A 26,213-nucleotide genomic window follows, 5' to 3' on the forward strand; every position below is an offset into this window, starting at 1 on the left:
AATCATGCTTTCTTCCTGCTCTTTTTATCTAATAATACAGCTATTAAAATAACTAAACCTTTTACAATTGATTGATAAAATGGAGATACGTTCATTAAATTTAATCCGTTATTCAATACACCAATAATTAAAGCACCTATTATAGTTCCAGTAATTTTTCCTTCTCCACCAGATAATGATGTACCACCAATAACAACGGCAGCTATTGCATCTAATTCAAAACTCGTTCCAGCATTTGGAGAAGCAGATCCTATTCTACTAGCAATTATAATTCCAGCGATTGATGATGCAAATCCAGATATCATATAAACAAGTGTTTTTATTTTATTTGTATTTATTCCCGAAAGTTTCGCTGAATCTTCATTTCCACCTAAAGCATATAAATATCTTCCAAATCTCGTTTGGGTTAAAAGATATATTGAGATGATTAAAATGACTATAGTAATTATTACTGGAATTGGAATAAATCCTATTTTTCCATTACCAATTTTCACGAAAGTTTCTGATAATTTTGATATCGGAGTACCATTTGTAAATACTAACGTTGCACCTCTAAATATTGTCATAGTTGCAAGTGTAACTATAAATGCTTGTAATTTACCTTTTGATATTAATATTCCATTTATTAATCCAATAACTATACCAGTTATAGCAGCTACTAAAATAGCTAAAGGTATATTATTTGTAGACTTTAATATAGATGCTGCTAAAGCACCACTTATTGCTACAGTTGATCCAACAGATAGATCTATCCCACCTGTTAGAATAACAAATGTCATACCTATTGCAATTATTGCATTTGTTGAAACTTGTGTAAAAATATTTGTTATATTAGATAGAGTCATGAATGCAGGTGATACAATGGTTATTACAACACATAAAATAATTAAACCTATTAGTGATTTATATTTATCTAGGATTTCTTTAAAATTATTGTTCATTTTTAATTCCTCCAAATTATTGATTAATGCCAACGGATAATTTCATAATTTTCTCTTGAGTTGCTTCTTCTCGATTTAATTCACCAGTAATTTTTCCTTCACTCATTACTAAAATTCTGTCGCTTATTCCTAAAACCTCGGGTAAATCTGAAGAAATCATTATTATTGCTTTACCTGATTCTTTAAGTTCATTTAATAATTCATATATTTCTTTTTTGGCTCCTACATCTATTCCTCTTGTTGGTTCATCTATTATAAGAATGTCTGGTGATAGAAGAAGCCATTTTGCAAGTATAACTTTTTGCTGATTTCCACCACTTAAATTTTTAATTAATTGATCTTTATTTGGAGTTTTAATATTGAGTTTTTTTATATAGAAGTCAATATCTTTTTTTGTCTTATTTTTGTTTATAATTTTAAAACCATTTTCATATTTACATAAATTTGATAATATCATGTTATCTTCAACAGATAACCCGAGTATACATCCTTCTTTCTTCCTATCTTCTGATAAATAGCAAATTCCATTATTTATTGCTTGCTGAATATTTTTGATATTTATTCTTTTACCTTTTAATTTGATAGTTCCTTTTTCCTTCTTATAATATCCAAATATAGTTTTTGCAAGCTCCGTTCTTCCAGCTCCCATTAGGCCAGCAATACCAACTATTTCTCCTTCTCGAACAGTAAAAGATATATTATTAATGCCAACTTTTGAAGTTAAATTTGAAACTTCAAGTAATACTTTTCCTTTTTCAATTTTCTTATAAGGGAATTGTTCTTCAATTGTTCTTCCAACCATCATTGCGATTAATTTATTGTTGTCAATTTCTTTTATTAAAGCATTTCCAGCATATTTACCATCTCTTAAAACTTCAACTCTATCACATATTGCAAATATTTCTTCCATCCTGTGAGATATATAAATGATTGCTATACCTTTCTTTTTTAAATTTTCTATGACTTTAAAGAGGTTTTGAGTTTCAATTTTTGTTAAAGCAGTTGTTGGTTCATCCATTATTATAATTCTTGCATTTTTAGTTAAAGCTTTTGCGATTTCAACCATTTGTTTTTCACCAACATTGATACTACTTACTAATTTATTTGGATCTAAGTTGCATCCTATTTGATCTAAAAATAATATGCTTCTTTCAACCAATAGCTTTTTATTTATCTTCTTTGTAAATTTATTAAATTTTTCATTTCCAAGAAAAATGTTTTCAGCGATAGTTAAATTATTAATAAGACTCATTTCTTGATGTATTATTGTTACACCATATTCTTCAGCAGATTTTATATTTTTGATATGAGCTTCTTCACCTTCAATAAAAATTTTTCCTTCATCTTTTTGATAAACTCCGCTTAATATTTTCATCAATGTTGATTTACCAGCACCATTTTCTCCCATTAAAGCAGTTACTTCTCCTTTATAGGCAGTTATGTTTATATTGTCTAGTGCCTTAACACCAGGGAATATTTTAGAAACACCTTCCATTTTTAACATTGGGATTCGTGTATTCATAGTTAAACCTTCCTTTTAATTAAAATACAACTCCTGATTTTAAAATTATATTTGCATATGGTGTTTGTTCTCCCGTTCTGATTACAGCCTTACATTCTTTTAAATTCGTTTTGAATATTTCATGAGATACAAATGTTATTTTGGCATTTCCAATCAAATTTTTAATTTCGTTAAATATTTTTGGGCTTGTCTCTTCTGTTTCTTTAGCTATTATGATTTCTTCAATTTCTAATTCTGTAAGAGTAGTTTTTAAGGTATCTAAAAAACTTGGAATTCCTTTGGTTAATGCTAGATCTATTCTTTTAGTTTCTTTTGGAATTGGCAATCCACAATCACCTATTGCAATCATATCTGTGTGACCCATTTTTGAAATTACTGAACTTATGCTATTATTTAATAAACATGTTTTCTTCATAATTATTAATTCTCCTTATAAATCTTTTTTACTTCTTCAAGATAAGGTATAGATGGTTGAGCACCTTTTCTTTGTACAGTTATTGAAGATACTTTGTTTCCAAAATATACAGATTCTTTTAATGTTTCTCTAGTTAAATTTTTGAAATTTAACTTTGAACTTAAAGCTCCTATAAAACTATCACCAGCTGCAGTTGTGTCTACAGCATTTACTTTAAATGATTTTACTAATTCGTAAAAATCATTTCCTATGATAAGAGCTCCATTTTCTCCTAATGTAATTATTGCGAATTTAACTCCTTGGTTTATGAAAAATTTTCCTGCTCTTTTAGCATCATCTATAGAAGTTATTTTGATTCCTGTTAAGACTTCAGCCTCTGTTTCATTAGGTATTATGATGTCTGTTAATTTTAATAGCTCAATATCTATTTTTTTTGCTGGAGCTGGATTAAGTATAGTTATTTTATTGAACTCTTTTGCTTTTTGAAAAGATTTTAAAGTCATTTCTTCATTAGTTTCAAATTGTGCTATTAGTATATCTGATTCTTTAATTTTTGAAATTGATTTATTTATTTCACTATCATTAATTTTCATATTTGAACCTGGAACAACTATTATTGAATTATTTCCGTTTTTATTTACCATAATCAAAGCAAGTCCAGTTGGATTTTGTTCGTCTTCGAAAATACAACTTACGTCTATTCCATCTTCCTTAAGTTTTCCTTTCAATATTCTACCATTTTCATCTTTTCCTATTTTAGCTATCATGGAAACATCAGCACCGCATCTTTTGGCAGCGATTGCTTGATTTGCTCCTTTGCCTCCTGCTATTTTCTCAGATGAGTTAGATAGGATAGTCTCTCCTATTTTTGGTATATCATTAACTTTTAAAACTAAGTCCATGTTTAAACTTCCAAGAATACATACTTTATTCATAAAATCACATCCTCAATATATATAATACATTTTTGAAAAGATGATGTAAACGTTTTTTTATTTTTTAAAAAATATAGAAAATAATTGTCGAAAAGTATATAATTTTAGTGGTTTATATTTTTAAAACCATTTGGGAGGAAAAATGAAGTACACAGAAAAGCTAGCTAGACGGATAGAAAAGGAAGATGGGAAGATTGAGTACCAGAAATTAATAGATCATATATGTGGAGTTTCTGAGTTTTCAGAAGAGTTCGTAAGTAAATTCTTTTTGAAGAATTCAGGAAAGATTTTAAGTATTTTACATGATTTGGGAAAATATTCTGATGAATTTCAAGATAGAATACGTGGAGCAAACATAAGAGTGGATCATTCAACAGCAGGTGCTATAATTTGTGATGATTTGGAAAAAGAATTTAAAGGTAGGGGAGAGTATGTAATTTATAAAATTTTTAAGTACATAATTATTGGACATCATTCAGGACTTTTAAATTATGGGACAGAAATGGATGATGAGGGCACTATAAGTTCAAGACTTAATAAGAGAGATATATTATGCGATTTTTCAGATTGGGAAAATGAAATAAGTATCGATGATATTAAGCAAATTAATTTTAGTGAAGAGGTATTAGGGTTCTTTAAAAATAATTTTTCGGTGCAAATGCTCATAAGATTCTTGTTTTCTTCTCTTGTTGATAGCGATAGGCTTGATGCACAAAGGTTTATAGAGGGAGAGAATTCAATTGTTAATTCTAAAAAATTAATGAGCTTAGAAGAAATGTTAAACGTTTTTAATGATTTTATGAAGTCAAAGAGACTGCAAGAATCGGATAATCCAATAAATTTAATACGTAATGAAATTTTTAATGATTGCATTAATAAATCAAGAGGGGATAGAGGATTTTATTCACTATGTGTTCCAACTGGTGGAGGAAAAACTCTTTCATCTTTAGGTTTTGCTTTGAATCATGCAAAACAAAATGGTCATGATAGGATAATTTATTCTTTACCGTTTACAAGTATAATAGAGCAAAATGCAAGAGTGTATTCTGAAATCTTTGGTGAAGAAAATGTATTAGAACACCATTGTAATTTTAGTTTTTCAAATGAGATCGGTGAGGATGAATACTCAGAAAATCAACTAAAATATAAGCTTGCAATTGAAAATTGGGACATGCAATTAATCGTAACTACTAATGTTCAATTATTTGAGAGTATGTATTCGAATAAACCTTCTTCCGCAAGGAAGCTCCATAATATTTATAATAGCATAATAATTTTAGACGAAGCTCAGGTAATACCTAATGAATATTTGAAACCATGTATAAAGGCCTTAGAAGAATTAGTTAGAAATTATTCTTGTACAGTATTGTTTTGTACAGCAACTCAACCAGAATTTAAGAAGAATGGTTTAATAGAAAATTTTGATGTAGTTGAGATAATAGACGATACATATAAGCTTTTTGATGATTTGAAACGTGTTAGTGGAAAATTTATTGGAAAGAAAAGCGTGGAAGATATATGTAATGAAATGAATTCACATAAGCAAGTTTTGACTATTGTTAATACAAAAAAACACGCTAAAGAAATTTTTGAAAACTTAGGTGATAGCGAAGGGAATTTTCATCTCTCAACAAATATGTACCCTAATCACAGAAAAGAGGTTATTAAAATTATAAGAGAGAGATTGAAGAATGGGGAAGAGTGCAGAGTTGTTTCAACTCAATTGATTGAGGCTGGAGTTGATGTTGATTTTCCTGTTGTATTTCGTTCAATCGCAGGAATTGATTCGATTGTTCAAGCTGCAGGTAGATGCAATAGAGAAGGAAAACAAAAAAATTCAACTGTATATGTATTTAAACCTGAAGAAGAATCTCATTTGGGATTGGGATATCTAAAACTCACATCACAAATTGGTGAAGGGATAATAGATGATTTTGAAGATTTTCTATCAATAGATGCAATCTCTAAATATTTTTTTGAATTATTCATTGATACTGACCACAGGCAAGATAAACATAAGATTTTGAAAATGATAAATAAACACAAAAAACTAGAAATTAATTATGATTTTAGAGAGATTAATGATGAATTTAGATTCATTGAAAATTTAGGTGCACAGGTCATTGTACCAATTAATGAAGGAGAAAAGTTTTTAAATATTCTCAAGTATTCTAACAGAGGAGTTAAGAGTGTTTTAAGAAAACTAAGTGGATGCTCTATCAATATACCAAATTATATTTTGAGGGAATTATTGAGAGATGGATGCGTTGAACAATTTTCCGATGATATATTTATCTTAAAAAATATAGGTATGTATGACTTGAAGATAGGTTTTGATAAAGATAACTTAAAGAATTATGAGTATATTATTTAATTTTATGGAGGAAATTTATGGGATTTACTTTAAGAGTTTGGGGAGATTATGCTTGTTTCACAAGACCAGAGATGAAAGTTGAGAGGGTTAGTTATGATGTTATAACTCCTTCTGCAGCTCGAGCTATATTTGAAGCAATTCATTGGAAGCCAGCTATAAGATGGGTTATAGATGAAATAAATGTAATTAAGCCGATCAAATTTCAAACAATTATGAGAAATGAAGTTGAGAGTGTTATGAGCACACAATCAATAAAAAAGTCAATTAATAACAAAGAAGAACAATTTTATATTGATTCTAACAAGGTAAGACAGCAAAGAAATTCAATGGTACTTAAAGATGTTGAATATATTATAAAAGCTCACTTTGAAATGACTAAGCACGCAGGTGGTAGTGATGATGAAAAGAAACATTATAACATCTTTTTAAGACGAGCTAGAAATGGAGAATGTTTTTCTCAACCATATTTTGGATGTAGAGAATTCTCATGTAATTTTGAGCTTTTAGAAAATGAAGATCTGCCATTAAATATTCAGGAAACAAGAGACTTGGGATGGATGCTTTATGATATAGATTTTGTGAAGAAAGGAGATTCGTATAAAGGAGTTAAAGAATATAATCCGAAATTTTTTAGAGCTGAAATGATTAAAGGTAAGGTAACTATTCCTAAAAATCTTCAGATGGAGGTTAATAAATGATTCTAAAAGAATTGGTAGATTGTTATGATCTGATGGTAAATTCAGATAAATTTGAAGTTTCCGATAGTAATTTTAGCAATGAAAAGGTATCTTTCAAAATTACTATTGATGAAGATGGATTGATAACAAAGATAATTGATTTAAGAGAGGGTTCAGGGGCAAAGAAAAAAACTATATTAGTTAATGTTCCATATCAATCTGGACGAACAAGTGGAATTAAACCTTATTTTTTATGTGATAATGCTAAATATTTTTTTGGATATGAAATAGACAGTAAGTCATTGGAATTGAAAAGATGCGATCAACATATTGAGGCATCGAAAAATTTACATATGGAAATATTAGAGAATTCGTATTCTAAATATAAATTAATTCTTGAAAGATTTTTTGATAATCATGATAAAAATTTAGAGATTATTAAGGAAAAGGATCCAGAAGTATTAAAGGGTGGATCTATCATTTTGCGTCTTAAAGACGATATGAAATGTATTCATGAACAAGGTGAGGTAAAGAAAGCATTTGCTTTATACAGGCAAAACAAATTTGAAAATGTGGAAGAAGTAAGGGGAACTTGTTTAATAAATGGAGATTCAAATGCTCCAATTGCAAAAATTCATAAGACAATTAAAGGGGTATCAGGATCAAGTATTTCTGGAGCAATGATTGTTAGTTTCAATGCAAGTTCTTTTGAATCTTATGGGAAAAGTCAGGGTTATAATGCGAGTATTTCTACTGAAAATGAATTTAAATATACAACTGCATTAAATAAACTTTTATCTACCGATGATAACAATATGTATTTGTCAGGAAATACAATTGTATTTTGGAGTAGTAAGCTTGGTGCTGAAGAAGAACAAATCATACCAGCTTTTATGAAAGATGATGATGAGGTTGAAGATGATAATGGAGAAACTGGTGGAGCTAAGTATAACCAGGAAGGGGTTGATAAGATTGAAAGTATTATAAAACTTATTAAGCAAGGAAAGACAGTTAATGTAGATAGAATAAATTTAGATGATTCAGTAAATATGTATGTGTTGGGTCTTTATGGAAGTAGGTCTAGAATATTTGTTAGATTTTGGTTTAAAAATTCTTTAGAAGATTTTATAAAATTAACAAATAAACATTTCGAAGATACAAAACTTAAGAAGAAACGCAAGTTTAGCAAAAAAGATTTTATCTATGAGGAAGTTGGTGTGAAATTATCATCAATATTAAAAACAATAACTCCTTACGGTAAAAGTCAAAACACACCGAAGACTTTAATCAATAGTCTTTTTAAAAGTATTTTAACTGGAGGAGTTTATCCGATATCTATTTATAATAAAATTCTTGAAAGGATTAGAGCGGAGTCTGGAGAAGATTTTGCTATTAATCACACAAGAATTTCATTTATAAAGGGATATTTAAAAAGATATTATAGATTAAATAATTTAAAAGATAAAGAGGAGGAAGTAACTGTGTCATTAAATAAAGAAAGTACAAATATTGCGTATAATTTGGGAAGAATTTTTGCAATACTTGAAAAGATACAAATGGATTCTAGTAATGGTGCAACCAATATTAGAGAAAAATATTTATCTTCAGCATCTTCTACACCAAAATCCATTTTCCCAAATTTATTAAATTTAGCACAATATCATATAGCTAAGATAAATAAAGAGAACAATACAAAATTTAATTATTATGACAAAGTAATAGGTGAAATATTGCTGAATGTTAATGAGTTTCCGGCAGTTTTTTCAAGTGATGAGCAAGGAATGTTTATACTTGGATATTATCATCAAAGAGAAGATATATATACGTCAAAAAAAGATAAGGAGGAAAACTAATTATGTTATTGAGTAAAAGATATGAATTCGTAATATTATTTGATGTTGAGAATGGAAATCCTAATGGAGATCCGGATTCAGGAAATATGCCGAGGATTGATCCGGAAACAGGTCATGGAATTGTAACAGATGTTTGTATCAAAAGGAAAATTAGAAATTACATAGAAGTAGTTGAAGGTGAAAGACAAGGATTTGATATATACGTTAAGAATGGGGCTGTTTTAAACGAACAGCATAGAAAAGCCTATGAAGCTTTTGAATTAAAACCTGAAAATAAGAAGCTTCCAAAAGATGAAAAGCTCGCAAAAGAACTCACAGGATATATGTGCAAGAATTTTTATGATATAAGGTCGTTTGGAGCTGTGATGAGTAATGAAGTTAATTGTGGACAAGTTAGAGGACCTATACAGTTAAATTTTGGAAGGAGTATAGACCCGATTTTTTCTCAAGATCTAACAATTACTAGATGTGCAGTTACAAATATGAAAGACTTAGAAAAAGGACAAACTATGGGAAGAAAACAAATAGTTCCGTATGCTTTGTATAGAATGGAAGGATATGTTTCAGCACATTTAGCACAAAAAGTTACAGGATTTAATGAAGAAGATTTAAATATTTTGTGGCAAGCTATTATTAATATGTTTGAATATGATCGTTCTGCATCGCATGGGAAAATGGCAACAAGGAAACTTTATGTTTTTGAACATGAAACAGCACTTGGAAATGCCCCATCTCATAAATTATTTGATTTGATAGAAGTTGAAAGGAAAGATAAATCAAAACCTTCTAGACATTTTAATGATTATGAAATTAGCATAGATAGGGATAGTTTACCTAAAGGCGTAGATCTTATTGAAAAACTTTAGTATGGATTATTTGATGATTTCAGGAATTCAACATTTTATTTTTTGCCCACGTCAGTGGGCACTTATACATATAGAACAAATTTGGGAAGATAATGTTAGAACTTTTAATGGACATAAATTTCACAAAAAGGTTGATGATCCATATATTTTTGAAAAAAGAGGAGAAATTATAATTTCTCGTTCTTTGCCTTTAATTTCACATAAATTATCTGTAAAAGGTATTAGTGATTGTGTTGAATTTCATATGAGAAATGATAATTTGGGAGCTAAGCTTGTAGGTAGAAATGGAAGTTATGATGTAATTCCAATTGAATATAAGGTTGGAGATATTAAAAAAGATGATAGTGATATTTCGCAACTTTGCATTCAGGCTATTTGTCTTGAAGAAATGTTTGATACGACAATTGAAAAAGGATATCTATATTATGGTAAATTAAGAAGGAGAGTTGAGGTTAACTTTACAAATGAGCTTAGAGAAAATATTAAAGAATTAGTTGAAAAGATGAGGTATTATTTTGATAATGGAGTAACTCCAAAAGCTCGTTATAAAAAACAATGCATAAATTGTTCACTATATGATATTTGTTTACCTAAATTAAATTGTAGTTATTCTAAGGTTAAAAATTATATTGATTCTTACGTTGAGGATATTTAAATGAGAAAACTATTGAATGTTTTATATGTAACCAACGAAGATGCTTATTTATCAAAAGATGGTGAGGATATATCTATTCGTATATCAGATCAGAAACCTATAAAAATTCCAAGTCATAACTTAGAAGGAATTGTATGTTTTGGATATCAAGGAGCAAGTACAAAGCTTATGGCAATGTGTGCTGAAAAGAATATTGGAATGAGTTTTCATACCCCATTTGGCAAATTTCTTTGTAGAGTACAAGGAAGAGTCTCGGGTAATATTTTGCTTAGGAAGAAACAATATAAAATTTCAGATGATGAAAATAAGTCTTGTTTGATTGCTAAAAATTTTATTATTGGAAAGCTTGTTAATTATAAAAATGTATTAAATCGTTTTAAAAGAGATTATAGAGATAAATTTGATGAAAATATGAGGAGATCAATTGAATATTTGTCAGATACTATAAAAAGTGTTTCTAAATCTGAAGATTTAAATAGTTTGAGAGGACTTGAAGGTATTGGTAGTAAATATTATTTCGATGTTTTTGATAATTTGATATTAGTTGATAATAAAAGTTTTAGATTTGATTCAAGAAATAAAAGACCGCCTCTTGATAGAGTTAATGCATTACTTTCTTTTGTATATGTGATTCTTTCACATGATATTGAATCTTCTCTCGAAAGTGTTGGACTTGATCCTCAAGCAGGATTTTTACATAGAGATAGACCAGGAAGAAGTGGATTAGCTTTAGATATGATGGAAGAATTGAGATCTTATTTGTGTGATAGATTTGTATTAAAATTAATAAACACAAGAGTTATAAAAGAGAATGATTTTATTGTAAAAGAAAATGGAAGTGTATTTATTTTAGAAGACGCACGTAAAAATATACTTACTGCCTGGCAGAAAAGGAAGAAGGATTTTATAATACATCCATTCCTAAATGAAAAAATAGAGGTTGGACTCATACCATACGTTCAATCTTTATTACTTGCTAGGTATTTAAGGGGAGATTTGGAAGAATATCCTCCATATTTAATGAAGTAGTGAGGTGATTCAATGCTTATTTTAGTTACATATGATGTGGGATTGAATTTTGATGATGGCGCAAAAAGACTTAGAAAAGTATCAAAAATTTGTGAGAATTATGGGATTAGAGTTCAAAATTCTGTTTTTGAATGTGTAGTTGATAATTTACAATTTGAGATGCTTAAGTCAGATATAGATAAAGTTATAGATAAAGAACGAGATAGTGTAAGATATTATAATTTAGGTAATTCTGGAAGAAAAAAGGTAATTCATATAGGTAATAAACATTCCATTGATGTTGAAGATGTTATTATAATTTGATTGCGAAGTATAAGCTTACATTAAATTTATAAGTGCTTCGCGAAGCTATATTAATACTTGATTGTAGCAGAATAATTGGTATTGATATTTATAGATAAATTATGTAGAATATTAGTGTTCGCATAAGTAGTATGTCTATTTATGATTATCAGCTATTTTTAAATTTAACGGTCGCACCTTACGCAGGTGCGTGGATTGAAATATTCGTTCTCCATAAATGCATAACAACCAACACGTCGCACCTTACGCAGGTGCGTGGATTGAAATAAAGAGAGCCTGATAATGAAGGTTTGACTTATTGGTCGCACCTTACGCAGGTGCGTGGATTGAAATTCTTCTTTGCCTAATTTCTGCATACTCCGAAACTGGTCGCACCTTACGCAGGTGCGTGGATTGAAATGCAAAAAATCACAAATATGACTGGTTCTTTTAAGTCGCACCTTACGCAGGTGCGTGGATTGAAATTTTTGCTATACGGAAACAAAGCATAAAAGTATAGTCGCACCTTACGCAGGTGCGTGGATTGAAATTAAAATATCACTCATATTAATACGACTATATCTGGTCGCACCTTACGCAGGTGCGTGGATTGAAATCTGTCTCTGTGTAAGTCCCACCTTCTGGTAATAGTCGCACCTTACGCAGGTGCGTGGATTGAAATATCGATAATATATAAGGTTTTCATCTTAGCGTTAGTCGCACCTTACGCAGGTGCGTGGATTGAAATTATCTCATATAATGCATATAATACTATATTTATGTCGCACCTTACGCAGGTGCGTGGATTGAAATTAATGCTTTTGGGTCTATATTGTTACTCTTAAAAGGTCGCACCTTACGCAGGTGCGTGGATTGAAATATCGGCTCTATCTATATAATCTTTTTTGAGCCAGGTCGCACCTTACGCAGGTGCGTGGATTGAAATATCAAACAAAATCACTATTTTATGTGGATGTGGGTCGCACCTTACGCAGGTGCGTGGATTGAAATTCAATTTCCCGTACAGTAAATCCTTTACCGTACAAGTCGCACCTTACGCAGGTGCGTGGATTGAAATCAGTCGGAACATCACCATTATTAATCACATCAATGTCGCACCTTACGCAGGTGCGTGGATTGAAATTACAATACACGTATTATTTAGATTACAATCGTTTGTCGCACCTTACGCAGGTGCGTGGATTGAAATAATCATTGACCTATTTCCTCCTTAATAAAACAAGGTCGCACCTCACGCAGGTGCGTGGATTGAAATCAGATAAATTATATTGTTTTCCATTACATCTTTTGTCGCACTTCACGCAGGTGCGTGGATTGAAATCCTGTATGCATTAGGTGTCCTTTTATTATCAATGTCGCACCTCACGCAGGTGCGTGGATTGAAATATCTGAATTATTTTCGAGGTGTTAATGGATAGAAGTCGCACCTCACGCAGGTGCGTGGATTGAAATTCAGGCTCACCATTAAATTTTAATTACTTTATGGTCGCACCTCACGCAGGTGCGTGGATTGAAATTGGTAAAGTAGCATATTCTAAGGGAAATAAAATGTCGCACCTCACGCAGGTGCGTGGATTGAAATCTAACCATTCAACAGGTGTATCAAGATAAGTATTATGTCGCATCTCACGCAGGTGCGTGGATTGAGAAATTAGCTTAAAATAGTTACGAATTATTTGGTATAGATCCGTTGAGATAAACGGTTCTATAGGAGGAATAATATGGATAAAAAAATAAAGTATTATCTTGATAGAGGCATGGATTATGATATGGCTAAATATTTTGCAACAGCTGAAAGAACAATTATAGAAGTTATTCCAAATAATGATTATACATTGACTCTTAAATTTGATAATGATGAGATACGGAAATATGATTGCAATGATTTAATAGAAAAAGGAACTGTATTTGAATTTTTAAGTGATTATTATAACTTTAAAAGAGTATATCTGGATGAAAGTAACGTAGTATCTTGGGATAAAGATCCAAATATTGATAGTAATTTAAATTGGAGTAATAAAGTTGATTTAAGTTCTGACACTTTGTATGTTAAAAGTATTCCTCAAGATCTGGGCAAAATGAAATTGTAGACTATTTTTATAATCAGTTATACTTTGAACTCTGAAAATTACTTGGAAATGTAAATAGTAGATGCAATAGAGATATAGGGAAAGTCCTAATTTATTTATTTGGATGATTTATAAATTTAAATTAAGTGTGTAAAATGAATCTTATAATTTATATAAATATTTTTGATATACGCATTTTCAATATACGCGTATACATGATATAATATCAAAGTTATGTCAATCAACATCCTTAGAATTAATATGGAGGTTAATTTAAATGATAGTTTCATATCCAGCTGTTTTTTATAAATATCAAGAAGGTAATTATGGTGTTTCACTACCTGATTTTAATGTTGCTACATGTGGAGAAGATTTAGAAGATGCAATAAAAATGGCAATTGAATGTCTTGCTGGAGAGATAAAATGGTGTAAAGAACAAGGTGAAGAAATTCCTAAACCAACTTTAGATTTAGATTTAGTTGAGGTTGATGAAAGGGATGAAGAAAATAATTATGTTGAATTTATCAAACAAATAATAACAGTTGATGCGGATGAGTATGCTAAAAAGTATTTTAATAAATCAGTAAAGAAAAATTTAACTATACCTAAATGGTTGAATGATGAAGCGGTGGCATTGAATATAAATTTTTCTAAAGTTTTACAGAAAGCGTTATTAGATGAAATTAATCGCCTTAAAGATTAAGAATACGGAATTGAAAAATAAGGTAAATAGTAACTTTATAATAATATGAAATTTTTAATTGAAGAGCTGTATAGCTCTTTTTTATTTGATATTAAAAACATTGTTGGCTTTAACTATATTTTCTTTCACAGGATTTGGTACATACAATTTTGGTATTAATGATATAAGAGTTGTACAAGCATTAACTATATATTATATAATAAGGGTAAATTTATATATCTTAAACAAGTAGAAGATTTTTTAATTTATTTAAAGCTGAAAAGTTGAAAAATTTTTAAAAGGTCTTGCATCGTTTTTCTAGGTATGTTATTATCTACTCAAATTAATAAGGAACGGAAGACTATTACTGGTAGTGCAGGCAAGATCGGATGTAAGATTAGCTGATGTGTAAATATCGTGTCAGTATTCTTATCCGGTCTTTTTTTGTTCCTGATTTTCTGATGTTTTGATCAGAACTGACGAAAGCGAATTTCCAAATATATTTAAGGAGGGTATTTATGGATTACAAGAAAATTGCCGGTGACATTATCCAGAACGTCGGCGGTAAGGAAAACATCAAGGGTATGACGCACTGTTTTACCAGACTCCGCTTTGTATTGAAGGATAGTAAGAAAGTGGATAAGGCTGTTATAGAACGGTTGGAAGGTGTTATCTCTGTTGTGATTGCAGGCGGTTAATTCCAAGTTGTTTTGGGAAATAAAGTGACTAAAATCCATGACGCAGTGGTAGAACTTTTGGGCGGCGAGGTTGGCGAAAGTGGCGATATAAGCCATGTATCGGCAGAAAAGCAAAGCATCGGTAACGTGATTATTCAAAAGCTTGGTGAGATATTTACTCCACTGGTTCCAGCAATAGCGGCGGCTGGTCTTATTAAGGGCCTGCTGGCAGCAACTGCGAAGATTCCTGGTTTTGATTCTACAGCCAGCACTTATGTCATTATGAACACCGCTAGTAATATTATTTTCTATTTTATGCCGATTTTCTTGGCCTTTACTACTGCAAAGGCACTTAAGTGCAGTACCATTATTGCTATGATGTTAGGTGGATTTATTTGCCATCCCACTATTGACGCCATCGTACAGGATGTAGCGACAAAGTCCAACATATTCGGACTACCAGTAATAAAAATGGCGTTTACTGTAGGTGAATCTTCTAGGGTATTTGCTTATACAGAGTCCGTTATACCGATTATATTGGGAGTTATTGTCCTGAGCTTTCTGGAGAAATTCCTGAAAAAATATGTCCCTGAAATTCTCCAGCTGATCCTTGTTCCTGGTATTTCCTTGATTGTTATGGTACCAGTTATGCTGGTAGTTGTTGGTCCCGTGGGAATTTATGTTGGTTATATTGTTCAGTTTCTGTATACTGCACTTTACGGATTCAGTTCAATTTTGGGTGGTATCATAGTTGGCGGTCTGTGGGGTATATGTGTAATTTTTGGTGCACATCGTGCTCTTCTACCTATCGGTTTGAATGATGTAGCACTGACTGGTACGAATACGCTTATGTGCTTTGCCGGTTCCGCAAATTTTGCCCAGGCTGGTGCCGCGCTTGGAGTTATGTTCAAGACCAAAAGTGCGAACCTTAAACAGGTCTCCGCTTCTGCTGCACTTTCGGCCTGGCTGGTGGGTGTCACTGAACCTGCCGTTTATGGATGTAACCTTAGGCTGAAAAAGCCTATGATTTGTGCAGTTATTGCTGGTGCAGTAGGTGGTGCAATTATGGGAATTGGCCATGCAGTTAATACAGGTTTTGCCAACAATGGTATCCTGACTATTATGTCCTATTGGGGCGAAGGTACTAGTTTCGGGCAGTTTGTGGCATATATCCTTGGTATCTGCGTTGCTTTCTTCGGTTCAGCTGTGCTAACTTATATTGTAGGCTTTGAGGATGATCCTATTGCTACTCCGGTGGTACAGTCTGCTATTGCGACTCCTACGGATAATGTAACTGAGGTATCTGGCGACACTGTTCTCGTTTCCCCTGTAAAGGGAAGTGCTGTTGCACTCTCTCAGGTGGATGATAAGGTTTTTTCTACAGGTATGTTAGGACAGGGGTATGGTGTGATTCCAACGGAAGGAAAGATTGTGGCCCCTGCAGACTGTCAGATTCAGGTTATTCATAACACTAACCATGCAGTTGGACTGTTGACAGATGATGGTGTTGAACTATTGATCCATGTTGGTATCGATACAGTCAAATTGAACGGTACACACTTCACCCGCGTTTCTAAAGACGGTACATATGTTGCTAAAGGAACGACACTACTTACTTTTGATATTGATAAAATCAAAGCTGCTGGTTATGATACTACTGTCGTTATTATTGTGACTAATTCTGATGACTATTCTGAGATCCGTACTATTACGACTGGGCAGGCTGATAGCAGCAAAAATGCCATAGCTGTTGTCCGCTAAACATATTTTATGATAGGAGGTTATTATGAAACAAAAATTTCCTGAAAATTTTCTTTGGGGTGCATCTTCATCCGCTTTTCAAATCGAAGGTGGATGGGACGAGGATGGAAAAGGTAAAACTGTTGCTGACTTTAATTCTTTCAAGCGTTCCGACAAACAGGCTGATACTAAGGTAGCTAGTGATTTTTATCACCATTGGAAAGAAGATATCGCTATGATGAAAGAACTGGGAATGCAGATTTATCGCTTTTCTCTTTCCTGGGCTAGAATTGTTCCAGATGGTGACGGCGATATTAATGCGGCTGGTATTGACTTCTATAACAAATTAATCGATGAGTTGATTGCTAATGGTATTCAGCCCTTTGTTACATTATATCATTTTGATTTGCCCTATGCACTGGTAGAGAAGTACAACGGATGGGAGTGCCGAAACTGTGCATTTGCTTTTGAACGCTATGCACGTGTGTGTTTCAAGGAGTTTGGTGACCGTGTTAAATACTGGCAAGTTATCAATGAGCAAAACTTGATGATTCGCGTTAACGAGCGTATGAATATTTATGTAGATGATTTATGGGAAGCTGATAGAATCCGAGCTCAGATGGATTATCATATGTTCCTAGGTCATGCCTTGGCTGTTAACTCTTGTCATGAACTAGTGGAAGGCGGAAAGGTAGGTCCAGCAGTGTCTTCCACTTGTACTTATCCATTGACCAATAAGCCGGAGGATGTCTGGGCAGCTAAGATGAATGATTGGCTCAAAACTAACTATTGTTTGGAAATGCACATTAACGGTGAATATCCTGGATATTATATGCGCTATTTACGAGAACGTAATATCGTACCGAAGATGGAGCCAGAGGATGTGCCAATTCTGAAAAGTGCAAAGATTGATTATATTGCACTAAACTATTACCGAACCCTCTGTGCTAGTTATCTACCTGCATCGGAGGAACATCCAATTGGCGAACGTGTTTATCGGGATAATGAGGTTGACTTTGATCAGTATGGATACTGCCGTAATGAGAAAAACGCAAATCTTTCTGCAAGCGAATATGGTGCACAAATAGATCCGATGGGTCTTCGTATTGTACTTAATGAGTACTATCGCCGTTATCATCTTCCTATGATTATCACGGAAAACGGACTAGGAATGGCAGACGTATTGACAGAGGATGGGAAGGTGCATGACTCTTACCGTATCGATTATATACGAAGTCACATCCAAGCCTGCGCGAATGCGATTGAGGATGGTGTGGAGTTGATTGGCTATAGTCCTTGGTCTGTAATGGATCTGTTGAGCTCCCACCAGGGTTTCCGCAAACGTTACGGTTTCATCTATGTGGATCGGGACGATTTTGATGTGAAGCAACTTCGACGTATAAAAAAAGACAGTTTCTATTGGTATAAGCACGTAATTGAGACCAACGGCGAAGAACTGTAATAATATAGTGTTAAAGGTTGACTCTATTAAGAGTCAACCTTTTACTGTTTTTTAAAATTACTTAAAGAAATAGTATGATTAAAAAATATATAAGTGGTTGATGAATAACATATAAAGCGAGGGAGTTGCGTCCTATCCATTCAAGAGATTTGATTTTACTTATTTTTAAATATTTAAGGAGTCCTTGACGCTTGAATATTTGGTATGAAAAGTATCCTGAAATATATAAGAATATCCATGGCATTAAAGAAAAATAATCAGTTGAATAAAAGTTTGGCATAGGAAATCCTAGATATGTAGTTATAGAATTTTTGTATAGATTACTTGGTAATTTTATTAAATTTAAATTATTAAATCCAAGATAACCATCATTAATATTTTTTGTTAGGAGAAATAATGCAATAGAAAGAATTAATCCAAATATTGATGGAAACTTTTCTAAAAATTTTTTTGCAGGAATTATTAAAATTGCACATGATCCAAGTAGTGTTAGAATGCCAAATCTTACTCGATTTTCTGGAGTTGCAATCATTGTGACTATCTCTATTAAAATTCCAAGTCCTAAAATTATAATACCTCTTTTAAGTTTTCTAGTACCTAGAGGTTCACAAAAACCAGAGATAAAGATAAATGTGCAACATATAAATTGTTGCCATATGTATGAGATTTCTGACTCAAACCAAGGTATATCAAATCTAAATATATAAACTAAATCCCAAATGAAATGATAGATAATCATATTTATTACTGCAAATCCTCTTATTCCATCTAGAATAAAATATCTTTTTTCATTCATTTTGATATATCCTTTCAAGATTAAATTTAGCAAATGTATTTTATTTATATATCATTATTTATTCGAAAAAATATTGTACTTTTGTTGCGTTAGAAATATTTGCATTATTGACTCTAGGCATTTTTAAACCTGTATATGTATCTACAAAATCAGATCCATCTAGGTAAAGTTTCCACATTGGTCGTGGGAATATACCGTTTTGCATTGCACGTGCATTATTTGAAAACACCATCTCATTTCTCAATTTTTGGAAATCATCTGTATCATTTAGATTAGATACACTTGCTGAAGTTCTAGTAGTCATGATAGGTTGACCAAACTCAAAAAATTTTCTAAAATTTTCATTAAACANGTTGTTAAATGTTATATTGGGTAAACTTTTAGATCTTCTTAGAGGTGATGAGTTAGCATTAATAGTTGATAAGATAGTGAATGGTATGCAAGCAATAATTGTGTTTTTAATAATTTTTCTTAAAGTATTCATGTTTATTTTATACCCTCTTACTATAAATTTTATCTTATGTGTTTATTAGTTTTTATGAGAGAATATTAAGAATTGAAAGAACAATAAGATAATTAATAATTTAATTAATACAATTATATAACATTCAAAGATTAATGCAATATTTTGAATTACTTAGTATATCTTTAGAAAATGTATTTTATAGTATAGGATGGGCAAATTATTTAAGACTAGTTAAATAAGATTTGTTAATAATGTGGTTATATAAGGGGAATTTTTTATGCGTCCATGGTATTTTGAGGAATCAGAGTTTGATGGAAAATTAGCAGAACTTTTGGGTATTAATATACTATCATTTTTACTTATTATTGTAACTTTAGGAATTGGTTTTTCATGGGCTATGTGTATGAAGGAAAAATATAGGATTAATCACACTATAATTAATGGACAAAGGTTAAGTTTTGTTGGGAGAGGTGGAGATTTATTTGTTAATTGGCTTAAATGGATTCTTCTAACAATAATAACATTAGGAATATATGGTTTTTTATTGAGTATAAAACTGAGACAGTGGAAGGTAAGGAATACCATATTTGATTCTTATAAAGTGGGATAGCTATTAGCTATCTCACTTTTTTTAAATATAGATTAGGTGCGGTAAATAACAAATTTCTTATTATTTTGCATTTTAAATGAAGATATTTGATAAAATATTGATAAAATTGACATTTTGGTAGTTGACAGCCGTTTTTTTTTTATAATAGTTGCGATATTTGTTTATGGAGGTTAAATTATGTGTCGTTTTAGATGTTGAAGTTTATAAATAGAAAGGGGAGTTATTTTGGAATCCTTAATAGAATTTTTATACTCATATAAAGGCATGTTAGTTTCGATATTTATTACTCCTATTATTTTGTTTTTAATGCATCAATTATATAAATATGGATGTCATAAAGAAAAATATCCTAAAGTTAATTTAGACAAAATGAATGGAAAGGGAATTAAATTTTGTGTATGGGGTTATACAGTATGGATAGTTATAATTATGCCATTAGGTTTACTAGCTTCATTGATCTTGTTTTCAATCTGGAAGATATATGAGAATTCCTACTATAAAAGTATCAAATTTAAAATCATAAAAAAGGAATTAAGTGATTATGTTACCAATTGTCACGAACTGAATGAACATATTGAGGAACTTAAGGATAGTTATTCAGGTATAGAGAAGAAGAATTATGGTAGAGCTGAAATAGAAGATAATAGTAGATATAATTATAAAGGTGCTAAACAAGTAGATCAAAAGTCAAAATTTACATATGATTGCTCTATTGCAATATATAGAGCTGCTGAACAACAACCTTTTAAATATTTGTGTAAATATTTTAATATAGATTCAACAGAAGAATCATTGGAGAAGTTTGAAGATTTATTAAATAAATTTTCAGCTGCTGAAGAAGGTAAAGTTGTATTAAATAATGAGCTTGAAAGGATAAAGAGATCTCTCAAAAATAGAAAGGATATACCATTTTTAATTAATTTCCTTGGAATGGAAAAATTTATAAAAGAAATAGGTATTATTCAAAGAGTTGATTTTAATGATTTATATTTTCCTGTGTATACGTTTAGATATAGGAGTCCTGGAGGGAACAAGTCTTCACTTTGTAAGATAAAATTGGATATTGAAAATTTGAATGAGTTTGTAGAATATCTCTCTGAACTTGTGAATTTTAGAAAAAGTGTAGCAGGTCAGAGAGCTTTAATGACATCTAAATTAAGGGAATCAATAAAACAAAGAGATAATTACACTTGTAAACAATGCGGTTTATCAACTTATGATGAACCTAATTTGCTTTTAGAAATAGATCATATAGTTCCGATTTCAAAAGGTGGATTATCTACAGAGGAAAACCTTCAAACTCTTTGTTGGAAATGTAATCGTACTAAAGGAGCTAAATTAGTTAGTTAATTTTAAGGAGGATAAAATATGTTAAGAAAATTATTAATAATGATGTTTATTGTAGCTGGAATTGGTGTTTCAACTGTTTCTTGCGGTTCAAATAATAATACTAATAGTACAAGCAATGTAATGAATAATCAAGATTCAACTAATGTAGAGGATAAAGTATCTGAACCTAAGAAAGAAGATAAAAAGGATATGACTTCAGCAGAGCTAGATGAGGCATTGAATAATCAACCTGTGAAAATTATAAGAACTGAGTATATTTCTCAAGAGGATCAATTTTTACGTCCTGATCTTTTGTCCGCAGTTTTTCAGAATGATAGTGGTGTTGATATAAAAAATGCTGTATTAGGATATGTAGCATGGGATAGTAATAATCTTCCAGTTAAAATACAAAGTCAATACGATTTTACCGATGGAGAGTATTTTAAGAAAGTAAATTATAGTGATGTTAATTTAGTTAATGGAGCATCTTATGGTGAAAATGGAGGTTTGTCTATAGGTAATGATAATATCGCAAAATTTAAAGCGATAGTAGTTTCCTATACTGATTTTGATGGAAATATATGGGACAATCCTTTGTTAGAAGAATTTAAAAAATTATATGAAGATAAGAAATTAGCTGAATAGATTAAATTTATTATACTTTAGGGAGAAAGTTATTAATTATGAAGAGAAGTAAATTGTTATTAGTATCTGCTATATTGAGTACTCTTTATTTAATATATATTTTCATTTATTTTTTTAATGGTATATCTTCATCTTCAAATGGAGCAGAAGCATTAGGAGTAGGTTTAGCAGGTGTTTTGGTTGCACCACATATTCTTTTTGTTGGATTGGGTGTTTTGTTTAATTGGATAGGATGGGGAATGAATAAAAGATGGGCAGCATTAGTATCAGGCATATTATACTTTGTATCTATTTTCCTTATGATTTTATATGCGATATTTGTTATTGTACAAGTTATTTTGTGTTTTGTTGGATATGCTAAAATGAAAAAAGAAGGATAGCTAATTGGCTATCCTCTTTTTATATGATATTTGACAAAATAAGGACAATCCGCTATAATGAACATTGTTCATATTGAGGTGATTAGATGAATACAGTTGTTACATCAAAAGAGGATATTTTGAAAGCTAGCCGAGAATTAATTAGGAAACAAGTATGTTCTGTTATTAATATTCGTTCTGTTGCGGCGGCTTGTGGAGTGTCAGTAGGGTCTATTTACAATTATTTTGATTCTAAAGCTGAGCTTGAAGGGGCTACTATAGAAAGTATATGGTATGAAATTTTTCAATGTAAGGGTAGTGAAGTATTTAAGGATACGCAAGATTATATTAGATGGATGTATAATCAGATGGAGTATGGATGTCAACAATATCCCGGATTTTTTACGTTTCACTCTTTGAGTTTTATGTATGAAGATAAATCTAGTGCTAAATGGAGAATGCAAAGAGTTTGGCAATATATTATAGATAGGCTGTGTTGTGTTTTGAAACAGGATAAGAGAATCAGGATTGATGCTTTTACTAAGCAGTTTACAGTTGAAAAATTTGCAGATGTATTATTTTCTCTTATACTATCTAATTTGTTAAAGAAGGATTATAATCCAGCTACTGTACTGGAAATAATTAATAGGACTATTTATTAAAATTCTACTGAGGTTAGTATTTTTTATATAGTAAATTGAACAATGTTCATTAAAGTAGGTAGATTATAAAAGTGGAATGAAATACCTTGTTGTTATTTGATATTACCATGATTTAAAATGAAATGTAAGTAAAGGAGAGGAATAAATTATGAAACGTTATATAAATATGGCTATACTATATTCTATTCTTGCGATGGTTGGTGGTGTATTTTATCGAGAGTTTACTAAATTCAATGTATATACTGAAAAAACTGTTCTTTCGGTCATTCATACTCATTATTTCTTTTTAGGTATGGCATTCTTCTTATTGTTACTTTTGTTAGAAAAGAGCTTTTCTTTTACTAATGCAAAGACTGTGCGTATATTAACTGTTTATCATATTGGATTAAATTTGACTGTTGCGATGTTTGTTGTGCGAGGAATCATTCAAGTTTTTTCGTATGTTCTTTCTGCTGGAATAAATGCAGCAATTTCTGGAATTGCTGGAATTGGTCATATTTTATTAGGTGTTAGTATAGTTCTCCTGTTATTGCAAATTAGAGATAGTGTTTTGAGAGTACAGGCTTGATTTGACATATGGGGATTTGAATGTTGAAAAAAGTTGATAAATATTAATTATAATTAATGAAGGATGGATGAAAATGAAACTTGTTGTAAAGTATTTTGATGATTTGACAACTAAGGAGCTATATGAACTTTTGAAAGCAAGAATATCAATTTTTGTGTTAGAACAAAATCGTGTGTATCAAGATTTAGACGATAAAGATTATCATAGTCTTCATGTATTTTTTGAAGATAATGGAGAAGTAGTTGCATGTCTTAGAGCTTTTTTGAAGGAAGATAACGTTGTACAGATAGGAAGAGTATTAACACTTTATCATGGTAATGGACTTGGAGGTAAACTTTTGAAAGAGGGTATTGCACAAATTCAGAATAAGATGAATCCTAAGAAAATTTATATTGAAGCACAATGCTATGCAACAGGATTTTATGAACGCGAAGGATTTAAGATTTGTTCTGAGGAGTTTCTAAAAGATGGGATTCCCCACGTCGCAATGGATTTGAAATTATAAATTCTATAAAAATTATTTTATTGATTGACTTGCATTTTTAATTATTATAAAATGTTTGTTGATAAGTGAATTAAATTTGGCTGTTACTGGTAATGCAGGCAAGACCACACAATAAATCATCTATATATAGATGTTTTCTTGTTGTGGTCTTTTTTTATTGTCAACAATTTAATTGGGAAAGATGATGTTTAGTGGATTATAAAAAACTTGCTTACGATCTTTTGTCACTTTTAGGCGGAAAGGATAATATAAGTAAACTTACGCATTGCGCAACAAGATTACGATTTGAATTTTATGATCGCGATAAGGTTGATGTAAATGCTATTGAAAAAACAAATGGAGTTATTAGTGTAGTAGAAAAAGGTGGGCAATTTCAAGTAGTAGTAGGAAATGATGTTTCAATTACTTATCGTGCTTTGATTAATGAAATAGGGGGAGTTGTTGGCAGTGATGATAAAAGTGAGCCAAAACATAAAAATTCTATAATTAATAATATTGTTAGTACTATTTCAACTACTTTTACACCTGTAATTCCTGCACTTATTGGTTGCGGTATGATTAAGGCTGTATTGTCAATTTTAGTTTTATTAGGACTGAATGATCAGACTCCGACATATCAGTTGATGAATTTTATTTCAGATGCAGCTTTTTATTTTATGCCTGTTTTGCTTGCTTATGGTGCATCAATAAAATTTGCTTGCAATCCTGTTTTGTCAATGACTCTTGCTTGTGCTTTATTGCATCTAACTTGGAATAGTATGGTCTCATCAGGTGAGGCTATTAATTTTTTCAATATCCCAGTTAAACTTGTAGATTATTCATATTCTGTAATTCCGATTATACTCAGTATATGGATCCTTTCATATGTAGAACGTTTTGCAGAGAAGTATACGCCATCTATTATTAAATTTTTCTTTAAACCACTTATTATTTTGTTTGTATCTGTGCCGATTGCAGTTATTATAGTTGGTCCATTTGGAGCATTTTTAAATACTGTTATTGAAAGCGTAGCAAATACTATAAATTCTTACGCGAATTGGTTATTGCCTATGTTAATGGGAGCCCTTCAACCATTTTTAATATTGACAGGTACAGCTTGGGCAATGACTCCAATTGCAACTGTTCAAATTTCATCTCTCGGATATGAAATTGTAAATGGATCAGGTATGTTGGCATCTAATATTGCACAAGGTGCTGCAACTCTTGCGGTTGCTGTAAAGTCTAAAAATAGTCAACTTTGTCAGATAGCATTTTCTTCTGGATTTACCGCAGTAATGGGAATTACGGAACCTGCTCTTTATGGTGTTAATTTGAAACTTAAAAAGCCTCTTATTGTTTCCATGATAGGTGGTGCAATAGGTGGTGTATATGCTGGTTTATCTGGACTTGTAAGATATGCATTTGTATCTCCAGGAATTGCTGGATTACCTGCGTTTATTGAAGAGAATCCAATGAATATAGTTCATGCAATAATTACTTGCTTAATTTCTTTTATTTCTGCATTTGTGGCAACATGTATTATGGGATTTGGAGATGTGGAAAAGAATCAATATTCTAAGTCTCATGATACTATAGAAATGTATAATAAAGAAATTAGATATGATTATCAAGCTGAAGTTTTTTCTTCAATTACAGGAGAAGTTATTTGTTTATCAAATGTTCCTGATGCAGTATTTTCACAAAAAGTTATGGGGAACGGAATTGCAATAAAGCCAAGTAAAGGTAAAATTTATGCACCATTTGATGGTGAGATTGCATCCTTGTTTGAAACAAAACATGCTATTGGATTAATATCTGATACGGGAATAGAACTTCTAATATATGTTGGCATTGATACTGTGAATTTGGGTGGTAAATTTTATGAAGCACATATGAAAGTTGGAGATAAAATTAAATATGGAGATTTAATATTAATATTTGATAAGCAACAAATTGAAGATGCTGGATTTGATGTTATAACGCCTATTATAATTACAAATACAGATAAGTTTTCTAGTATTGACCTGATGGAAAATCAAATTGTAAGTCACGGAGATAAAATTATAGGCGTGAAGAATAGGGAGTGATTTTAAA

At 31.0% G+C, this 26,213-nt stretch carries 26 protein-coding genes and 1 CRISPR repeat array; of the genes, 21 read left to right on the forward strand and 5 right to left on the reverse strand.

Translation table 11 applies throughout. The features are described from left to right. Window positions 1-2: 2 nt before the first annotated feature. The 4 genes from SFBMNL_RS03540 to rbsK are packed head-to-tail and all read right to left on the reverse strand — an operon-like array spanning window position 3 to window position 3,813. Window positions 3-941 carry an ABC transporter permease gene (locus tag SFBMNL_RS03540; RefSeq protein ID WP_042294558.1) on the reverse strand — a complete coding sequence of 313 codons (939 nt, stop codon included), beginning with the start codon at window positions 939-941 and terminating at the stop codon, window positions 3-5. A 16-nt stretch (window positions 942-957) separates the two neighbouring features. Then, window positions 958-2,463, reverse strand: a complete 1,506-nt coding sequence (locus tag SFBMNL_RS03545; RefSeq protein ID WP_005806409.1) for a sugar ABC transporter ATP-binding protein — start codon at window positions 2,461-2,463, stop codon at window positions 958-960. A gap of 19 nt (window positions 2,464-2,482) precedes the next feature. After that, the gene (gene rbsD / locus SFBMNL_RS03550) at window positions 2,483-2,878 is read right to left on the reverse strand and encodes a D-ribose pyranase (RefSeq protein ID WP_005806407.1); all 396 of its coding nucleotides are present in this window, start codon (window positions 2,876-2,878) and stop codon (window positions 2,483-2,485) included. Between the two features lie 5 nt (window positions 2,879-2,883). Next, entirely contained in the window at window positions 2,884-3,813 is a 930-nt protein-coding gene (gene rbsK, locus SFBMNL_RS03555; protein ID WP_042294559.1) for a ribokinase, read from the reverse strand. 142 nt (window positions 3,814-3,955) lie between these two features. Here rbsK and SFBMNL_RS03560 point away from each other — a divergent pair, with 142 nt between their 5' ends. From SFBMNL_RS03560 to SFBMNL_RS03610, 13 genes are all read left to right on the forward strand, one after another. Continuing rightward, window positions 3,956-6,187 (forward strand): CRISPR-associated helicase/endonuclease Cas3, encoded by a 2,232-nt coding sequence (locus SFBMNL_RS03560; RefSeq protein WP_042294560.1) that lies wholly within the window; start codon window positions 3,956-3,958, stop codon window positions 6,185-6,187. Window positions 6,188-6,204: 17 nt separating this feature from the next. Then, entirely contained in the window at window positions 6,205-6,885 is a 681-nt protein-coding gene (gene cas5c, locus SFBMNL_RS03565; RefSeq protein WP_005806402.1) for a type I-C CRISPR-associated protein Cas5c, read from the forward strand. After that, window positions 6,882-8,717, forward strand: a complete 1,836-nt coding sequence (cas8c, locus tag SFBMNL_RS03570) for a type I-C CRISPR-associated protein Cas8c/Csd1 (protein WP_042294562.1) — start codon at window positions 6,882-6,884, stop codon at window positions 8,715-8,717. The genes cas5c and cas8c overlap by 4 nt, the downstream gene beginning before the upstream one ends. 2 nt (window positions 8,718-8,719) lie before the next feature. Then, a complete protein-coding gene (gene cas7c, locus SFBMNL_RS03575; RefSeq protein ID WP_005806398.1) occupies window positions 8,720-9,583 on the forward strand; it encodes a type I-C CRISPR-associated protein Cas7/Csd2 in 864 nt (287 codons plus the stop codon). Further along, window positions 9,570-10,238, forward strand: a complete 669-nt coding sequence (gene cas4, locus SFBMNL_RS03580; RefSeq protein WP_014017912.1) for a CRISPR-associated protein Cas4 — start codon at window positions 9,570-9,572, stop codon at window positions 10,236-10,238. Before cas7c ends, cas4 begins: the two co-directional genes overlap by 14 nt. Next, the gene (gene cas1c, locus SFBMNL_RS03585) at window positions 10,239-11,267 is read left to right on the forward strand and encodes a type I-C CRISPR-associated endonuclease Cas1c (RefSeq protein ID WP_042294564.1); all 1,029 of its coding nucleotides are present in this window, start codon (window positions 10,239-10,241) and stop codon (window positions 11,265-11,267) included. A gap of 12 nt (window positions 11,268-11,279) precedes the next feature. Further along, window positions 11,280-11,570, forward strand: coding sequence for a CRISPR-associated endonuclease Cas2 (gene cas2, locus SFBMNL_RS03590; RefSeq protein WP_005806392.1), 291 nt, complete (start codon window positions 11,280-11,282; stop codon window positions 11,568-11,570). 170 nt (window positions 11,571-11,740) lie between these two features. Then, window positions 11,741-13,220: a CRISPR direct-repeat array (repeat unit 32 nt; unit sequence GTCGCACCTTACGCAGGTGCGTGGATTGAAAT). 71 nt (window positions 13,221-13,291) lie between these two features. After that, a complete protein-coding gene (locus SFBMNL_RS03595; protein ID WP_042294565.1) occupies window positions 13,292-13,660 on the forward strand; it encodes a DUF2442 domain-containing protein in 369 nt (122 codons plus the stop codon). Window positions 13,661-13,916: 256 nt separating this feature from the next. After that, entirely contained in the window at window positions 13,917-14,342 is a 426-nt protein-coding gene (locus tag SFBMNL_RS03600) for a type II toxin-antitoxin system HicB family antitoxin (RefSeq protein ID WP_042294566.1), read from the forward strand. Between the two features lie 58 nt (window positions 14,343-14,400). Beyond that, the gene (locus SFBMNL_RS08305) at window positions 14,401-14,574 is read left to right on the forward strand and encodes a hypothetical protein (protein ID WP_005806383.1); all 174 of its coding nucleotides are present in this window, start codon (window positions 14,401-14,403) and stop codon (window positions 14,572-14,574) included. A 265-nt stretch (window positions 14,575-14,839) separates the two neighbouring features. Continuing rightward, window positions 14,840-15,019 (forward strand): PTS transporter subunit EIIB, encoded by a 180-nt coding sequence (locus SFBMNL_RS08450; protein WP_242838787.1) that lies wholly within the window; start codon window positions 14,840-14,842, stop codon window positions 15,017-15,019. 12 nt (window positions 15,020-15,031) lie between these two features. Beyond that, a complete protein-coding gene (locus SFBMNL_RS03605; RefSeq protein ID WP_242838788.1) occupies window positions 15,032-16,759 on the forward strand; it encodes a glucose PTS transporter subunit IIA in 1,728 nt (575 codons plus the stop codon). 25 nt (window positions 16,760-16,784) lie between these two features. Next, on the forward strand, window positions 16,785-18,200 hold the full coding sequence (locus SFBMNL_RS03610; protein WP_042294568.1) for a glycoside hydrolase family 1 protein: 1,416 nt from the start codon (window positions 16,785-16,787) through the stop codon (window positions 18,198-18,200). A gap of 61 nt (window positions 18,201-18,261) precedes the next feature. Here the strand turns inward: SFBMNL_RS03610 and SFBMNL_RS03615 are convergent, their stop codons facing one another. Next, the gene (locus tag SFBMNL_RS03615; protein WP_042294569.1) at window positions 18,262-18,996 is read right to left on the reverse strand and encodes a heparan-alpha-glucosaminide N-acetyltransferase domain-containing protein; all 735 of its coding nucleotides are present in this window, start codon (window positions 18,994-18,996) and stop codon (window positions 18,262-18,264) included. A gap of 743 nt (window positions 18,997-19,739) precedes the next feature. Here SFBMNL_RS03615 and SFBMNL_RS03625 point away from each other — a divergent pair. The 8 genes from SFBMNL_RS03625 to SFBMNL_RS03660 all read left to right on the forward strand — a co-directional run bounded on the left by SFBMNL_RS03625 (window position 19,740) and on the right by SFBMNL_RS03660 (window position 26,206). After that, the gene (locus SFBMNL_RS03625; RefSeq protein ID WP_005806373.1) at window positions 19,740-20,072 is read left to right on the forward strand and encodes a DUF898 family protein; all 333 of its coding nucleotides are present in this window, start codon (window positions 19,740-19,742) and stop codon (window positions 20,070-20,072) included. A 225-nt stretch (window positions 20,073-20,297) separates the two neighbouring features. Further along, a complete protein-coding gene (locus tag SFBMNL_RS08085) occupies window positions 20,298-21,422 on the forward strand; it encodes an HNH endonuclease (RefSeq protein WP_052341889.1) in 1,125 nt (374 codons plus the stop codon). An 18-nt stretch (window positions 21,423-21,440) separates the two neighbouring features. Beyond that, window positions 21,441-22,046 (forward strand): DUF5780 domain-containing protein, encoded by a 606-nt coding sequence (locus SFBMNL_RS03635; protein WP_042294572.1) that lies wholly within the window; start codon window positions 21,441-21,443, stop codon window positions 22,044-22,046. A 38-nt stretch (window positions 22,047-22,084) separates the two neighbouring features. Next, entirely contained in the window at window positions 22,085-22,426 is a 342-nt protein-coding gene (locus SFBMNL_RS03640) for a hypothetical protein (RefSeq protein WP_005806369.1), read from the forward strand. Window positions 22,427-22,512: 86 nt separating this feature from the next. Further along, complete coding sequence (locus tag SFBMNL_RS03645) at window positions 22,513-23,067, forward strand: TetR/AcrR family transcriptional regulator (protein ID WP_005806368.1); 555 nt, start codon at window positions 22,513-22,515, stop codon at window positions 23,065-23,067. 148 nt (window positions 23,068-23,215) lie between these two features. Next, window positions 23,216-23,635 (forward strand): DUF2871 domain-containing protein, encoded by a 420-nt coding sequence (locus tag SFBMNL_RS03650; protein ID WP_005806366.1) that lies wholly within the window; start codon window positions 23,216-23,218, stop codon window positions 23,633-23,635. A 73-nt stretch (window positions 23,636-23,708) separates the two neighbouring features. Next, complete coding sequence (locus SFBMNL_RS03655; RefSeq protein WP_014017916.1) at window positions 23,709-24,140, forward strand: GNAT family N-acetyltransferase; 432 nt, start codon at window positions 23,709-23,711, stop codon at window positions 24,138-24,140. Window positions 24,141-24,331: 191 nt separating this feature from the next. Next, complete coding sequence (locus SFBMNL_RS03660) at window positions 24,332-26,206, forward strand: beta-glucoside-specific PTS transporter subunit IIABC (protein WP_042294575.1); 1,875 nt, start codon at window positions 24,332-24,334, stop codon at window positions 26,204-26,206. Window positions 26,207-26,213: the final 7 nt, after the last annotated feature.

The organism is Candidatus Arthromitus sp. SFB-mouse-NL, assembly GCF_000709435.1.
Classification (GTDB): domain Bacteria; phylum Bacillota; class Clostridia; order Clostridiales; family Clostridiaceae; genus Dwaynesavagella.